13 protein-coding genes are annotated in these 15,467 nt (G+C 69.8%); 4 read left to right on the top strand and 9 right to left on the bottom strand.

Going from position 1 to position 15,467, the window contains the following annotated elements; genetic code table 11:
• Nucleotides 1–51 precede the first annotated feature (51 nt).
• The 7 genes from trpC to QSK36_RS19305 form a co-directional block, all read right to left on the bottom strand.
• Nucleotides 52–876 carry an indole-3-glycerol phosphate synthase TrpC gene (gene trpC, locus QSK36_RS19335; protein WP_183539771.1) on the bottom strand — a complete coding sequence of 275 codons (825 nt, stop codon included), beginning with the start codon at nt 874–876 and terminating at the stop codon, nt 52–54.
• A gap of 144 nt (nt 877–1,020) precedes the next feature.
• Nucleotides 1,021–1,446, bottom strand: coding sequence for a DUF2752 domain-containing protein (locus QSK36_RS19330; protein WP_182897143.1), 426 nt, complete (start codon nt 1,444–1,446; stop codon nt 1,021–1,023).
• A gap of 10 nt (nt 1,447–1,456) precedes the next feature.
• Complete coding sequence (locus QSK36_RS19325) at nt 1,457–2,158, bottom strand: RDD family protein (protein ID WP_182897144.1); 702 nt, start codon at nt 2,156–2,158, stop codon at nt 1,457–1,459.
• A gap of 438 nt (nt 2,159–2,596) precedes the next feature.
• Complete coding sequence (locus QSK36_RS19320; protein ID WP_285783379.1) at nt 2,597–3,223, bottom strand: Trp biosynthesis-associated membrane protein; 627 nt, start codon at nt 3,221–3,223, stop codon at nt 2,597–2,599.
• Complete coding sequence (hisI, locus tag QSK36_RS19315; RefSeq protein ID WP_285783378.1) at nt 3,220–3,570, bottom strand: phosphoribosyl-AMP cyclohydrolase; 351 nt, start codon at nt 3,568–3,570, stop codon at nt 3,220–3,222. The genes QSK36_RS19320 and hisI overlap by 4 nt, the downstream gene beginning before the upstream one ends.
• A gap of 129 nt (nt 3,571–3,699) precedes the next feature.
• The gene (locus QSK36_RS19310) at nt 3,700–4,488 is read right to left on the bottom strand and encodes a cache domain-containing protein (protein ID WP_285783377.1); all 789 of its coding nucleotides are present in this window, start codon (nt 4,486–4,488) and stop codon (nt 3,700–3,702) included.
• 5 nt (nt 4,489–4,493) lie between these two features.
• Nucleotides 4,494–5,237: a FadR/GntR family transcriptional regulator gene (locus QSK36_RS19305; protein WP_183539965.1), complete on the bottom strand. Its 744-nt coding sequence runs from the start codon at nt 5,235–5,237 to the stop codon at nt 4,494–4,496.
• Nucleotides 5,238–5,359: 122 nt separating this feature from the next.
• Here QSK36_RS19305 and QSK36_RS19300 point away from each other — a divergent pair, with 122 nt between their 5' ends.
• From QSK36_RS19300 to QSK36_RS19285, 4 genes are all read left to right on the top strand, one after another.
• The gene (locus QSK36_RS19300; protein WP_183539761.1) at nt 5,360–6,412 is read left to right on the top strand and encodes an ABC transporter ATP-binding protein; all 1,053 of its coding nucleotides are present in this window, start codon (nt 5,360–5,362) and stop codon (nt 6,410–6,412) included.
• A 47-nt stretch (nt 6,413–6,459) separates the two neighbouring features.
• Complete coding sequence (locus tag QSK36_RS19295; protein ID WP_183539759.1) at nt 6,460–7,692, top strand: ABC transporter substrate-binding protein; 1,233 nt, start codon at nt 6,460–6,462, stop codon at nt 7,690–7,692.
• Nucleotides 7,693–7,750: 58 nt separating this feature from the next.
• The gene (locus QSK36_RS19290) at nt 7,751–8,620 is read left to right on the top strand and encodes an ABC transporter permease (protein WP_285783376.1); all 870 of its coding nucleotides are present in this window, start codon (nt 7,751–7,753) and stop codon (nt 8,618–8,620) included.
• A 64-nt stretch (nt 8,621–8,684) separates the two neighbouring features.
• Complete coding sequence (locus QSK36_RS19285) at nt 8,685–9,485, top strand: ABC transporter permease (protein WP_285783375.1); 801 nt, start codon at nt 8,685–8,687, stop codon at nt 9,483–9,485.
• Nucleotides 9,486–9,516: 31 nt separating this feature from the next.
• On the opposite strand, the gene QSK36_RS19280 is transcribed toward QSK36_RS19285, so the two are convergent.
• Nucleotides 9,517–14,922, bottom strand: a complete 5,406-nt coding sequence (locus tag QSK36_RS19280; protein ID WP_285783374.1) for a wHTH domain-containing protein — start codon at nt 14,920–14,922, stop codon at nt 9,517–9,519.
• Entirely contained in the window at nt 14,919–15,293 is a 375-nt protein-coding gene (locus QSK36_RS19275) for a Pepco domain-containing protein (protein WP_183539748.1), read from the bottom strand. Before QSK36_RS19275 ends, QSK36_RS19280 begins: the two co-directional genes overlap by 4 nt.
• Nucleotides 15,294–15,467 lie beyond the last annotated feature (174 nt).

Below are 15,467 nucleotides of genomic sequence, written 5' to 3'. Positions count from 1 at the left end.
GGATGGTCCCCTCCGTCGCGGTCACGCGGCCTCCTTCCGCTGCGCTGTCGTTCACGAGTGCCTCTCGGAGCCGGTGTCCTGCCGGGAGGCCGGGTGGGCGCCCGCGGTCACGAGGTCGTTGACCGCCGCCTTGGGGTCCCTGCCCGTGACCAGGCTCTCGCCTACCAGCACGGCGTCCGCCCCCGCCCGCGCGTACGCGAGCAGGTCGTGGGGGCCGCGCACCCCGGACTCGGCCACCTTGATGACGCCGTCCGGCACCTTGGGCGCGAGCTTGGCGAACACCTCGCGGTCCACCTCGAGCGTCTTGAGGTCGCGGGCGTTCACGCCGATGATCTTCGCGCCGGCGTCGACCGCGCGGACCAGCTCCTCCTCGGTGTGCACCTCGACGAGCGGGGCGAGCCCGATCGACTCGGCCCGCTCGATCAGCGAGACGAGCGCCTGCTGGTCGAGGGCCGCCACGATGAGCAGGGCGAGGTCCGCACCGTGCGCCCTGGCCTCCCACAGCTGGTAGGAGGTGACGATGAAGTCCTTGCGCAGGACGGGGATGTCCACGGCCGCGCGCACGGCCGCGAGGTCGTCGAGCGTCCCGCCGAACCTGCGCCGCTCCGTCAGCACGCTGATGACGTGGGCGCCGCCCTCCTCGTAGTCCGCCGCGAGGGCGGCGGGGTCGGCGATGGCGGCGAGCGCGCCCTTGGAGGGGCTCGACCGCTTCACCTCCGCGATGACCGACACCCGGTCGCCGCCGAGCGCCGCGTAGGCGTCCCGGGGCTCGGGGGCACGGGCGGCGAGCCGCTTGAGCTCCTCGATCGGCACGTTGCGCTGCCGCTCCTCGAGGTCCTCCCGCACGCCCAGGATGATGTCCTCAAGAACACTCACGCGTCCTCCTCGCCTTCGGCTCGGAGCTCGCGCGATTTGCCTGTCCGCTCGCTCACGCGTAAGGGTCCCTCCGGTCGGCTGCTCTGCGTGTCCTGCCCTGCGATGGTATCGGCCCGTCTCGCGTCGATCCGCCACCGGGTCGATTCACGGTGCGAGGAATTGCCCGAAAGGCGTATTACGCACCACTCCGAAGACGGCCGCGACGGCGAGGAGTCCCCACAGGTATGCGGGGCGCGCGATGTCCGGGCGCACGGGCCGTCCCTGCCATGATCGTAACGCCCAGCGGGCCCACAACGTGATTACGACAGGGACGCAGAAGACAAAGAGCAGGTTCATCCGCGCCGCCCCGGCGAGGTCGGCGTGGGCGAGGTCGTGCACGGCGCGCAGCGCGCCGCACCCGGGGCAGTACAGGCCGGTCAGGTAATAGAGGGGGCAGACGGGGTAGTGGCCCGGCTCGTGCGGGTCGACCACCGCCAGGTACGTCACCGCCGCGGTCAGAACGGCCGCGGCGCCGAACGGCGCGCGCAGCGACCGCACCCGGTCCCACGCGCGCCGTCCGGTCACTTCCATGGAGGTCAGCCTAACGCGGGGCGCGCACGACCACCGTGCCGACGATCTTGTCGGCGAAGGTCTGCCGCTTGGCGTCCCAGAGCGGCCACAGGTAGCCGATGTAGCAGGGCAGGCCGTCCACGATGTGGCAGATGTACCGGACGACGGCCATGCCGAAGCCGATGTACTCGCCGGTCTGCTCCTTGACCGTCTGGATGCCGACGACCTTCTTGCCCACCGTCTGGCCGGTCGTGCCCTCCTTGTGCTTCAGCCACAGGCCGAGGCCGAGGCCGACGACGATGGCCACGAGGGAGAGCACCAGGCCGATCCCGAAGCCGGAGCCGACCTGGCCGGTCTCCTGGTCCACAGATCCGGCGCTCAGGGCGCTGCCGATGATGCTCAGGATCCAGGTGGGGACGCCGACGATGAGGCCGTCGATCAGCGTGGCGCCGACGCGCAGGCCCCAGTGCGCGAGCTCGGGCGCCGGGTAGCCGCCGGGCGCGCCGTACGCGCCGCCGTACTGGCCGCCGTACTGGTCACCGGCGGGCGGGGCCGGGTACGAGCCCTGCGGCGGCGGGTAACCGCCGCCCTGCGGGTAGCCGCCCTGGGAAGGCGGCGGGTAGCCGCCCTGCGGCGGGGGATACCCGCCCTGCGGGCCGGGCTGACCGGGCTGGCCGGGCTGGTTCTGGGGGTAACCACCCGGGTTGTAGCCCGGGTCGTTGCCGTACGTCATGTGATGCTCCTGCGTGAGTGGGGGAAAAGGAGTCTCGGATCTTCTTCAGCGCGACGAGACCGGAGACGACCCCGAGGATCCGCGGAGCACCGCATGGAGACGGGCCGGGGATGCCGGGGAGGAGCGACGCGACGACCATGCCGTTCCCGCCGGCGCCGGAGGGTGGCCGGCGCCGGTGCGGACCGGCCGGAGCGGATGGCGACGGCCGTCGGAGGCCGGCGGCCGGTCACCCCGGCCCGACGGGCGGCAGTGGCCGCCCGTGCCGCCCGGCCGGCTCCCGTGGCTCATTCGGTCTCCTGTGCGATGATCAGAGGTCGGCGCGAAGCCTATCGGCAGCAGGGCGGCCGGGCGGGCGATAATCCGCTTTGTGGACAATTTGTAATCTGAGGTGGGAACGATCCAACGCGCGCGGGGAGGGCTCCCCCGCCGGCGGACCGGCTACGCGGTGGGGTCCTCGCCCTCGTCGATCGCGTCCCACATCGCCCTGTCGGCGTCCTTCACCCGGGCGGCTCCGCCCGTGCCCGCACGCCCGGCCCCTCGCTCGTACCTGCTCGACATGCCGGGCCAGCGCACGCTCAGGACGGCGGCCGCCACGCCCGCCCCGGCCAGGACGAGCCCGCCCGCGGCGGTCAGCACCGGCCAGACCCAGGCGCGCGACTCCAGGGAGATGTGACCGGAGGACGTCACCGCGGTCGTCATGTGCTGCGCGGCCACGGAAGCGATCGTCGCGCCGCGCGTGCCGTCCCACGCCCCGGCCGCGACCGCCGCGCCGAGGAGGGCGACCACCACGCTCGTCACCCGCCGCGCGACCCCCCGGGTCGCCAGTACGGCCAGCACGGCGGCGAGCGCGGCCAGCGCCGCGGGGGTGAGCCATGCGACCAGGTCGTTGCCGGTGAGGGAGCCGCCGCCCGCTCCTGCGGGGCTTCCCGCCGTGCCGAGCGTGACCCACACGCGGCCCGCGGCCGACAGCGCGAGGCCGCCTCCCACGGCGCAGGCGGCCAGCCAGGCGAGCAGCGAGCGCCGCGCCGTACGCGCCTGGTCGCGGGCGGGCGCGGGAGCGGTCACGGCGCGCCGCTCACGTCGAGGGCGTCGGCGTCGAAGCAGGTGCGGTCGCCGGTGTGGCAGGCCGCCCCCACCTGGTCGACCTTGAGCAGGATCGTGTCGCCGTCGCAGTCGAGCGCCACGTGCTTGACCCACTGCACGTGGCCGGAGGTGTCGCCCTTCACCCAGTACTCCCCCCGGCTGCGGGACCAGTAGGTCGCCCGGCCGGTGGTGAGCGTGCGGTGCAGCGCCTCGTCGTCCATCCAGGCGAGCATGAGCACCTCGCCGGTGTCGTGCTGCTGGACGATCGCGGGCACCAGGCCGTCCGGGGTGCGCTTCAGCCGGTCGGCGATCTTCGGGTCGAGGGCCATGAGGCCAATTGTGCCGCAGGTCCCGGCCGCCCCCGCCGCCGCGCCCTGCCTCCTTCGCTGCCGCTACCCCGCCGCCCCCGCTGCCGCTACCGTGCCTCCCCCGCTGCCGCACCCTGCCTCCTCGCTGCGCTACACGGCCCCGCCGGCCGCCGCGGTCACCAGAGACAGCGGCAGGTCGCCCACCCGGCGTACGACGTGGTCCCCGTCGCGCGGGCCGCCCCGGTAGACCGATCCCGCGACCCGGCTCGCGGTGTTGGACGCGACGACCCGGCCCTCGGCGTTGACCAGGAACGCCGGGCCGGGGATCTCCCGCAGCGCCGGGAGCACCGCGGCCTCGAACCGCCGGACGAACACGTCGGCCGCGGCCACCCCGGCGAAGCTCCCTCCGGCCAGCACGGGCACCGACAGCGTGAGGCTGTACTCGTCGGTGCACAGGTAGTCGACGTACGGGCCGCAGATCGTGCGCTCCGCGCCGGAGGACGGGCCGGCGTACCAGTCCCAGTGGGTGTAGTCGTAGAAGGCGCTGCTCGCCGGGTCCATGTCCCGCAGCAGCTGCACGGGGTCGCCGGAGGGGTTCTCCTGCCACCATTCGAGGTACCACGGCGCGTCGGCCAGCAGGCCGGGCGCGGCGATGAAGCCGATCCCCGCGATCAGCGCCGGCAGGTGGGCCGGCAGATGGGCGGGCAGACGGGCAGGCAGCGCGCCGCCGCGCAGCCGGGCCCACAGCAGCGGGCGCAGCGCCGCGAGGTCGGCCACGACCGGGCGGCGCGTGCCGCCCGCGGGCAGGACGCAGGCGACGGCGGCGTCGCGGACCTCGCGCAGCGCCTCGAACACGCCCTCGGCCGCCTCGCGCACCCGCGCCACCGCCGCGGCGGCGTGGTCGTGCCCGGCCTGCACAAGTGACGCCGGTGTGCTCATGCTTCTTACTCCCGCAGCCGCAGCCGAAGCTCGATGAGGTGTCGTGTCGCGTCGAGCACGTGCCGCTCGGCGACGGCCCTGGCCTGCTCGCCGTCGCCGCGCTCGACGGCCCCGGCGATGGCGCGATGCTGTGCCGCCGTCTCATCGTGCCCGCTCAGGCCCTCGTGCGGAAGCCAGAGCAACGGTCCGATGTCAGCCTGTAACCGGATCTCCTCCTGAGTGAGGCGGGCCGACTGCGAGGCAGCCGCCACCTCGATGTGGAACCGGCCGTCGAGCCTGCGCAGCCGGGCGCACGCCTCCGCGGACCCGGCCGACTCCGGTGCGGCGGCGACGGCGTCCATCTCGTCCAGGGTGCGCCACAGGGGCGCGACGTCCGAGGGAAGCGAGCGCTCGGCGGCGAGCCTGGCCGCCGTCCCGGCGACGGCCGCGTAGTGGTCGCCGAAGTCGCGCAGTTCGTCGGCCGCGAACGCGCGCAGCCGCGCCAGGGGGTCGAGCCCGGCGGGCAGGCGTACGAAGCTGCCGCCGCCCCGGCCGCGCCGCGTCTCGACCATCCCCCGCTGGCGCAGCGCCATGAGCGCCTCCCGCAGGGTCACGGTGGAGACGCCGAGCCTGCCCGCGAGCTCCGCCTCGCTGGGCAGCTGCTCTCCGTCGGCGAGCAGGCCGACCGCGATCGCGTCGGCGAGCCGCCGGACGACGACGTCCACCCTGGCGGTGCTGTCCACAGGTGAGAAGACGGCCAGGCGGGCCATGTTCACGGTCGCACTCCTGTTCGCCCACGCCGTCCGCGAAAGATCGCCATCCGCGAAAGTTGACAACAGTGATACCTGATCAGGTCTTTACGTGAAACATTTAACTCCATATGTTTCAGGTCATGCCAGACCAAGCAGTCAGTCTCCGCGGCCTGCGCAAGAGCTTCGGGCCGGTCGAGGCGGTCGCCGGGATCGACCTCGACGTCGCCGACGGGGAGTTCTTCGCGATGCTCGGGCCGTCCGGCTCGGGGAAGACCACCGTGCTGCGCATGATCGCGGGGTTCGAGTCGCCCACCGCAGGGACGGTCGAGCTGGGCGGGCGTGACGTCACGCGGCTCGCGCCGTTCGAGCGGGACGTGAACACGGTCTTCCAGGACTACGCGCTGTTCCCCCACATGAGCGTGCTCGACAACGTCGAGTACGGCCTGCGGGTGAAGAAGGTGCCCAGAGCGGAGCGGCGCGAGCGGGCGCTCGCCGCGCTGCGCTCGGTGCGGCTGGAGGGCTTCGAGAAGCGGCGCCCGGCCCAGCTGTCCGGCGGCCAGCGCCAGCGGGTCGCGCTGGCCCGCGCGCTGGTCAACCGGCCGCGCGTGCTGCTGCTCGACGAGCCGCTCGGCGCGCTCGACCTAAAGCTCCGCGAGGAGATGCAGGTCGAGCTGAAGGCGATCCAGCGGGAGGTCGGCATCACGTTCCTGTTCGTGACCCACGACCAGGAGGAGGCGCTGACGATGAGCGACCGGATCGCGGTGTTCAACCAGGGCGGGATCGAGCAGGTCGGCACCCCCGCCGAGGTGTACGAGCGCCCGGCCACCGCCTTCGTCGCCTCCTTCGTCGGCACCTCCAACCTCATCTCCGGCGCGGCCGCGCGGGCCGTGCTGGACAGGGAGGGCACCTTCAGCGTCCGGCCCGAGAAGCTGCGCGTCGTCCTCGGCGAGGAGCCGCCGGGACCGGACGAGCACGAGGCCGCCGGCGTGATCCGCGAGGTCGTGTACGCCGGTCCGGCGACCCGGTTCGTCGTGGACCTCGACGCGGGCGGGCGCCTGATCGCCCTCCAGCAGAACCTGCAGGCGTCGTCCATGGACGTGACGGGCCTGCGCGGTGCCCGCGTCCGCCTCGTGTGGAACCGCCGGCACGAGTTCCCCATCGACGCCCCCGCCGAGCCGGTCGCCGCCGGCTGAGCTCCGCCACCGCGCCCACAGCACCACTCACAGCAAGGAGAACCACGATGCGGTCCCCCCGTCCGCGTTTCGCCAGGCCTTCTCTCGTCGTCACCGCCGCGCTGGCGCTCGCCGCCGTCGCGGGCTGCGGCGGCGGGTCGTCCACCGCCGGCGGCGGCTCGGCCGCGGCCCCCGGCGGCGGCGCCTTCACGCCGCCGAAGATCGAGGCCCTGAAGTCCCTCGGCCCCGGCGAGGGGCAGGTCAACCTCGTCGCCTGGGCCGGCTACGCGGAGGACGGCTCCAACGACCCCAAGGTCGACTGGGTCCACCCGTTCGAGAAGGCCACGGGCTGCACGGTCAACACCAAGACGGCCGGCACCTCCGACGAGATGGTCAACCTGATGAAGACCGGCGAGTACGACGCCGTCTCGGCCTCGGGCGACGCCTCGCTGCGCCTGATCGCCTCGGGCACGGTCGCGCCGGTCAACACCGACCTCGTGCCCAACTACAAGGACGTGTTCGACGGGCTGAAGCTCAAGCCGTGGAACTCGGTCAACGGGGTCGCGTACGGCATCCCGCACGGCCGCGGCGCGAACCTGCTCATGTGGCGCACGGACACCGTGAAGCCGGCCCCCGACTCCTGGGGCGTCGTGTTCGACCCCGGCTCGCCGTACAAGGGCAAGGTGACGGCGTACGACTCGCCCATCTACATCGCCGACGCCGCGCTCTACCTGATGTCGGCCAAGCCGGAGCTGGGGATCAAGGACCCGTACGCGCTGGACGACAAGCAGCTCCAGGCCGCGGCCGACCTGCTCAAGCAGCAGAAGCAGAACATCGGCGAGTACTGGTCCGACTACACCAAGGCGGTGCAGTCGTTCAAGTCCGGCGACACGGTCGTGGGCACGACGTGGCAGGTGATCGCCAACCTGGTGGAGGCCGACAAGGCGCCGGTCGAGACGACGCTGCCGAAGGAGGGCTCCACCGGCTGGTCGGACACGTGGATGGTCGCCGCGAAGGCCAAGCACCCCAACTGCGCCTACAAGTGGCTCGACTGGATCATCTCCCCCAAGGCCAACGCGCAGGTGGCCGAGTGGTTCGGCGAGGCGCCGTCCAACGCCAAGGCGTGCGAGCAGACCTCCGACAAGTCGTTCTGCGACACCTACCACGCGACCGACGAGGAGTACTTCTCCAAGGTCCACTACTGGACCACGCCGATCGCGCAGTGCCTCGACGGGCGCACCGACGTCAAGTGCACCGACTACTCCGAGTGGACCCGGGCCTGGACCGAGATCAAGGGCTGAGCGCTCCCCCGGAGGACGGCCGCACGGCCGTCCCCCTCGGCCGCACGGAGAGAAGACGATGACGACCATCACCACGACGGCCGCCTCCCCCGGGATGCGGAGGCGGGCCGCCTCGTTCCTGCACCGGCACGCCGGGGTGCGGCTGTCGCTGCTGCTGTCGGCGCCCCTGGCCTGGCTGGGGCTGGCCTACCTGGGCGCGCTCGCGGCCCTTCTCGTCACCGCGTTCTGGTCGACCGACGTGTTCACCGGCGACGTGGTCAAGGTGTTCACCTGGGCCAACTTCACCGACCTGGTCACCGGCGAGGTCTACCGCACTGTCGCCCTGCGGTCGATCGGCGTGGCTGCGGCGGTCACGCTGATCGACCTGGTGGTGGCCTTCCCCATGGCGTTCGCGATGGCCAAGCTGGCCTCGCCGCGGGCCCAGCGCTGGCTGGTGATCGCCGTGCTCACCCCCCTGTGGGCGTCCTACCTGGTAAAGGCGTACGCGTGGCGGGTGATGCTGTCCTCGGACGGCGTGCTCGGCTGGGGCTACGGCCTGACCGCCACCGTGGTGACCCTGTCGTACCTGTGGCTGCCGTACATGATCCTGCCGATCTACGCGGGGCTCGAACGGCTGCCGAACCCGCTGCTCGACGCGGCCGGCGACCTCGGCGCCCGCGGATGGCGGACCTTCCGCACCGTGGTCTGGCCGCTGACCTTCCCCGCCGCCGTGGCGGGGTCGATCTTCACGTTCTCGCTCTCGCTGGGCGACTACATCACCGTGAAGATCGTCGGCGGCAAGACCCAGCTCATCGGCAACGTGGTCTACGACAACATCGGCGCGGCCAACAACCTGCCCTTCGCCGCCGCCGTCGCCACCGTCCCCGTCGTGATCATGCTGGTCTACCTCGCGGCCGTACGCCGCACCGGCGCGCTGGAGAATCTGTGAGACAGCGATACGAACGAACCGGCAAGCACAGCGACCTGGTTGTCCGGCCGGCGAGGGAGGCCCGGTGAACCTCTCTCGTACGTCCCGGACGCTGCTGCGGGCGGCGCTGGTAGCCGGCCTGGCCGTGATCTACGTGCCGCTGGCCGTGGTGCTGCTCAACTCGTTCAACTCCGACCGGACCTTCTCCTGGCCGCCCGCCGGGTTCACGCTGCGCTGGTGGGGCGCCGCCTGGGACTCGGCCGGCCTGCGCGACGCGCTGTGGACCTCGGTCCAGGCGGGTCTCGGCGCGACCGCGATCGCGCTCGTGCTCGGCACGATGGCCGCCTTCGCGGTGCAGCGCTACCGGTTCTTCGGCCGGGAGGCGGTCTCACTCGTGATCGTGCTGCCCATCGCCCTGCCCGGCATCGTGACCGGCATCGCGTTGAGCAACACCTTCCACACCGTGCTCGGCCTCCCCCTCGGGCTGCTGACCGTGATCGTCGGCCATGCGACGTTCTGCGTGGTCACCGTCTACAACAACGTGCTGGCCCGGCTGCGCCGCATGGGTCTGAACCTGGAGGAGGCGTCGGCCGATCTCGGCGCGGACACGTTCACCACGTTCCGCCTGGTGACGTTCCCGATGATGCGCTCGGCACTGCTCGCGGGCGGGCTGCTCGCCTTCGCGCTGTCGTTCGACGAGATCATCGTCACGACGTTCACCGCCGGGGCCGGCGTCCGCACGCTGCCGATCTGGATCTTCGAGAACCTGTTCCGGCCCAACCAGGCGCCGGTGGTCAACGTGGTGGCCGCCGCGCTGATCCTGCTGTCGGTGATCCCGATCTACCTGGCCCAGCGCCTGTCCGGGGGCGACCCGCAGACCCACTGAAGGGCGATCCGGGAAGACGCCTGCAAGGTGATCAGGAAGGGCCGAGGCGCTCGGGCTCATTAAAAACTTTGATCAGTGGAGACAGGGTGAATCCCAGTGCGACCAGTCGTCTCGCGACCTCGGCCGGGCTTTGCCGTGTCTCCACAGCGGCAGCGATCACGTGCCCGGGTGACACCGGCCGATCGGTCGACAGCCAGGGTGAACCGCGGGTCAGTTCCGTGCTGACGATGGTGCGATCGGTGGAATCGAGGTCCTGGGGCAGATGAGAGGGATCGGCCACGGAGAATCCGAGAGCCTTCAGCAGGGCCGCCACAGCGGCCGGGCTCTGCCCCATCGCCACCGCGGCGCCGATCACATGCCCCAATGACACCGGTTCATCGGTCGCCAGCCACGGTGAAGCTCTGTCAAGATCCCGGCTGACGACCGTGAGATTGTTGAAGTCGAGGTTATCGGGCAGACCCGCGGGATCGGGCACGGGAAAACCGAACGCCTTCAACCGAGCCGCCACAGCGGCCGGGCTCCGCCTCGTCTCCGCTGCGGCGGCGATCACATGCTCAGGTGGCACGGATTGATCAGTGGCCAGCCACGGCCGAAATCCGTCAAGATCCCGGCTGATGACGGTGAGATCGGTGGCGTCGGGAGTGCCGGGCAGACCCGCGGGATCGGGCACGGGAAAACCGAACGCCTTCAACCGAGCCGCCACAGCGGCCGGGCTCCGCCTCGTCGCCACCGCGGCGGCGACAACGTGCTCAAGCGGCACCGCTTCACCAACGGCCAACCACGGCGGGCTACCGTCAAGATTCCTGCTCATGATGACGGGATCCGCAGGATCAAGGTCGCTGGGCAGACCCGCGGGATCGGGCACCGAAAAACCGAACGCCTTCAACCGAGCCACCACATCGGCCGGGCTCCGCCTCGTCGCCACCGCGGCGGCGATCACGCGCTCAAGCGGCACCGCTTCACCAACGGCCAACCACGGCGGGCTACCGTCAAGCCCGGCACTGAAGATGGTGCGATCGCCGGAATCGAGGTTGTCAGGCAGACCCGCGAGATCCGGCGCCGAAAAACCAAACGCCTTCAACCGAGCCACCACATCGGCCGGGCTCCGCCTCGTCGCCACCGCGGCGGCGACAACATGCCCCAACGGCACCGCCTCATCAGCGGTCAACCATGGCGGGCTACCGTCAAGATCCCTGCTCATGACGACGGGATCCGCAGGATCGAACTCGCCGGGCAGACCCGCGAGATCCGGCACCGAAAAACCGAGCAACTTCAGCCAAGCCACCACATCGGCCGGGCTCTTCCCAGAATGCATGGCCGCAGCGATCACGTGCCCCAACGGCACCGCCTCATCAGCGGCCAACCACGGCGGGCTACCGTCAAGATCCCTGCTCATGACGACGGGATCCGCAGGATCGAACTCGCCGGGCAGACCCGCGAGATCCGGCACCGAAAAACCGAACGCCTTCAACCGAGCCACCACATCGGCCGGGCTCTTCCCAGAATGCATGGCCGCAGCGATCACGTGCCCCAACGGCACCGCCTCATCAGCGGCCAACCACGGCGGGCTACCGTCAAGATCCCTGCTTATGACGACGGGATCCGCAGGATCGAACTCGCCGGGCAGACCCGCGAGATCCGGCACCGAAAAACCGAGCAACTTCAGCCGAGCCCCCACAGCGGCCGGGCTCCGCCTCGTCACCACCGCACCGGCGACAACATGCCCCAACGGCACCGCCTCATCAGCGGCCAACCACGGCGGGCTACCGTTGAACCCGGCACTGAAGATGGTGCGATCACTGGGATCGAAGTCGCCGGGCAGACCGGCGGGATCGGGCACCGAAAAACCGAGCAACTTCAGCCGAGCCCCCACGGCGGCCGGGCTCCGCCTCGTCGCCGCCGCGGCAGCGATCACGTGCTCAAGTGGCACAGATTGATCAACGGCCAACCACGGCGGGCTACCGTCAAGATCCCTGCTCATGACGACGGGATCCGCAGGATCGAAGTCGCCGGGCAGACCCGCGAGATCCGGCACCGAAAAACCGAGCAACTTCAGCCGAGCCCCCACAGCGGCCGGGCTCCGCCTCGTCGCCGCCGCGGCAGCGATCAGATGTCCTGTTGCCACCGGATCTTGATCGAGCAGCCAGGCAGAAGCGGATGAATCCTTGAAAATCACCCTGTCTTCCCCGACGTCCCCATGCCCGGGGTCATGACTCACCAGGAGGAAGTCCGAAGGCCGGGCCACCACGACGTCAGAAGGTGACGCCACCGACATGCCGCGGATCAGTCCCGCTTTACTCCAGACGCTCGCGCGCCAGGTGGAGACGCATTCCGGTATGTGTCTCCTCCGATAGCTCGACACGCCTGTTCCGCTGTAGGAGAGGAAGGCACGAGTTCCTCCGAATAGGTAAGCGTCGTGGGAGAAACAGCCGACGACGGCGATGTCGACCTCCTCTTCGGCGACGATCCACGGTCGGCGAGGTACGGCCAGAGCCTTTTCGAAGATCGCATCGGCCAGCACCGGGTCGTGATTGACCAGGACAGACAGCCACTCGTGGGTCAGTACGGTGGCCCCTTCCAGCGTGAGCGCTGTGGCTTCCTGCAGTAGCAGTCGCTTCACTTCCGCCTCGTTGAAGGCGAGCATCTGCTTGCGATCAACGGTGAGTCGCGGCAAGTGAGGTCCGGTGAGGTTGACGACCGCGCCGAAGAGATGCCTTCCCGCCCACAATCCGTCGGCGAGAACGGCACCGGAGGAAGCGCACCACCAAACCTCGGGGGTCGAGGTCGCGTCGATGTCCTTGGCAGTACGTTGGGCGCCTTCGGCGAGAGGGTCGTCGGACCCGATGGGGGCGATGTCGGACAGCTCGCGGGCCCGCCATACATGAGTTTCGTACGGATCGGTGGCGGTCACCTGATACTCGGAAATCCAGAGGATACGGCGGAGCAGATCGACGCACGACACCGGCGTTCCTGTGTCACGCAGATGAAGACGGACCCTGGTGAACGAGTGATCTCCCGGGCCGAGGGGGCGGACTCGGAACAAGGCGCCGGGTCCTGCGATCTGCACTTCGAGGATGCGGCCAGGCCTGCCGGTCCGGTCGAACCTGCAGGTGGTCACGGTGATGTCGTCGGCCAGCATGAAGTAGCTGAGGACGCCTATGCCGAATCGGCTGTTCGGGTAGAGCGTGACACCCGCTTCCTTCCACTGGGCCTGTTCTTCGATGAACTCCGGCAGATCCGTGAAGCGGACTCCGGCGTGGGAGAAGACGCTCAGGAGCTCCCGGATCCCCATCCCGATGCCGTTGTCGGTGCAGTCGAGGTACGGCCGATCCTGCTCATCCACCCCCTGGGTGAAGACGATCTCACCGGTCCATGGCGCGAGGCGCGTGCCCGTGGCCTGCAGATAGTCTCCCCTCGCCTGCCGGTATCGGCAGGCGTCGAGCGCATTCTGGTACAACTCACGGACGGCCAGCGCCGGGTCGCCGTAAAGCTGCGCACCCATGAGCAGTTCCTGGATCCGGTCGTCAGCCAGCCTGAACCGGAAGCCCGACGAGTCGTACGCTCGGCTTCCGTCAGCCAGAGTCACCGGTTGTACCCGGTCCCCGGTCACATGCACGGGCATGTCGGTCAGGGGCGCCAGGGGCCCACTGTCGCCCGTGGTGGTATCGATCTCGGTGAGCAGCGTGTCGATATGGCCGGCGTGCTCGCGCAGAGCAAGCTCAACCGCGGGATGGGTGCAGCGCGCTTCCAAAATCCTGGTCCGGCCCTGGGCGACCCATTTCGCCTCCCTTATCGTGGAGTGCACATCGGCGATGTCGACCGCGTAGCTGATCCCAAGATGATCGACCACTACCTCGGGCAATCCGGAGGGGTCCACGGTGAAGAGGTATGCGGCGGTGAGCAGGTAGCCGAGCAGTTGCTCGCGCACGCCCTGCTCGTTCTCCGTACCTCCGGCGACCTGCCGGACCGGGCTCAACGCGGACGTGCGATCCGAGCGGGTGAGGAACGCCGCGTCCATCCGAAGGACTCGTAGCATCTCCAGCATCCGGTCTGGCGCGAAGACCTCTCCGACGAACATGCCGGCGTCCCCGCTCTTCGCCACGTCTGATGCGAGCAGATCGGAGACGTGTCTGGGCTGATAGCAGTCAGGCTGACGCGCCAGCCAGCGGTGGAACAGCCACCAGCCGACGGCTGAGACGACGGGAGAGTCTCCGGCCTCAGCCGCGCGCCTGGCCCGGCGCAGCAATCGTCCGTGGCCGGCTGCGAACCGCCGGAACCGCTCGCCCTCCTCGGAACCGTCGCCGGCCAGGTCAGCCGGATTCACATGGCATAACCGGGCGGCATGTCGGGCCCAGAACGACTCGTGCAGGAACGGGAAGGCGACCAACAGCGCCGCCTCCGCCGGGGAGAGCTCCAGCTTTTCGGGGTTGAGCACCGTCTGAAGCAGCCAGCGGATCTTGGAGTTCATCCGCAGGGCGAGGTGCCGATCTCGCCATGGATCACCGTTGAGCGCCCTGATGTCGCGCTTCCAGTTCGCCGCCAAATGCTCGACCAGGGCGATGGTGGCCTCACGTAGATCCTCGGCGCCACGACCGTCGCCCACCTGTTTCCAGGCGACATGGTCACGAGCCAGGGTCCCCCAGTCATTTCGCCCGGCATCCCGGTCGCGCTGCCCTGCGCGGGAGAAGACGACGAAGCCGTCGGTGTCCGTCTCGGTCAGGACCCTGATGAGCTGTCTCGGCACCTTGGACTCTGAGGTGAGGCTGTCGAGGGCGTCCTGCAGAGCCGGCTTGATCTGGGACAGACTCCGAGGTCCGTCCTCGTTTCCCACGATCTCCGTCAGCGCACGGGAGAACAAGCTGAACGTCGCGGCGCCCGCCGTCACATACCGTGCGCGTTCCCCGGGGGAGCAGGCATACACGTAGGCGAACCGCCGTGAGCCGGTTCGCTCGACCCGGCGATCGGACCAGCTCGCGGCGTTCACGGTGCCCATCTCACGCAGGTCGATGCCCTCCCGGCATGCGTCGATGACAACGAGGACGTCGCCCGCTCGGCTGTGCTCGACGTAGCGGTCGAAGGCGATCGGCACACAACGGGAGGGGAAGTCCCGCGAACGCGTCGAAGCGCCCAAAGGGACCAGATAATCCATGCCCGAGTGGTGCACGCCGTGCCCACTGAGATATATGAGCAGCGTCTGTCCCGGCATCGCGTCGGCGATGAAGAGTTCGACCGCGGTGTCGATGCTGTCCCGGTCGGTCCGGCCTACATCGTGGACCTGCACCTCATACCCGACGCCGCGTAGCACTGTTTCCAGGGCGGCCATATCGCTCTCGACGAACGGGAGGTCCTTGATCGCCTCATCGACATAGTGAGGTACGCCGATCAGCAGAGCGCGGAACCGGCTCCCCCCGGGAGAGCCCTCACCTGCCGCGGTCACCGGCCGAACGTCAGCGTGATGGCGCCCTTACCGGCCGCCTGGGCGTTCGCTCCGACGATGGTGATTCCACCACTCGCAGTGACCTCGAACGTGATCTGCGCCTCCTTCAGCGGCAGACCCCCCTCCGCCGCGGCGATCTCATCGAACAACTCCCGCAGACTGCCGACGGTGCGCCGCAGGTTCTCCCGCAGCACTGCCACAGGGATCTGCCGCACGGAGAGCGCCCCCTCGCTCCGGCCAAAGATCCCCATCTCCCCTTCGGCCGTCGCCGTACCGCTTTCTTCGTCGCTCACCAGGAAAGGCAGGGTTTCTGTGGATATCTCTGCAGCGGCCTCAAACATGATCCTGCTCCAGTACCCGTAGGTGCCCATTGAGGGAAGTCGATCGTACAAGCCGAACATTCAGAGTTCGAGAATCAGCCCGGTAACGTTCCAAATCACCTGAATGTTCCTGACCGAATCCACCCTTATATTCGATCCCGATCAGCGAACACGCGTCTCATCGGGCAGACCGTGCCCAGCAGCCGGCGGCGACCCGCAGACCCA

The sequence above is a fragment of the Microbispora sp. NBRC 16548 genome (genome assembly GCF_030268985.1).
Classification (GTDB): domain Bacteria; phylum Actinomycetota; class Actinomycetes; order Streptosporangiales; family Streptosporangiaceae; genus Microbispora; species Microbispora catharanthi.
Note: the sequence above shows the minus strand (reverse complement) of the source record. Positions and strands in the feature narration are given on the sequence as shown.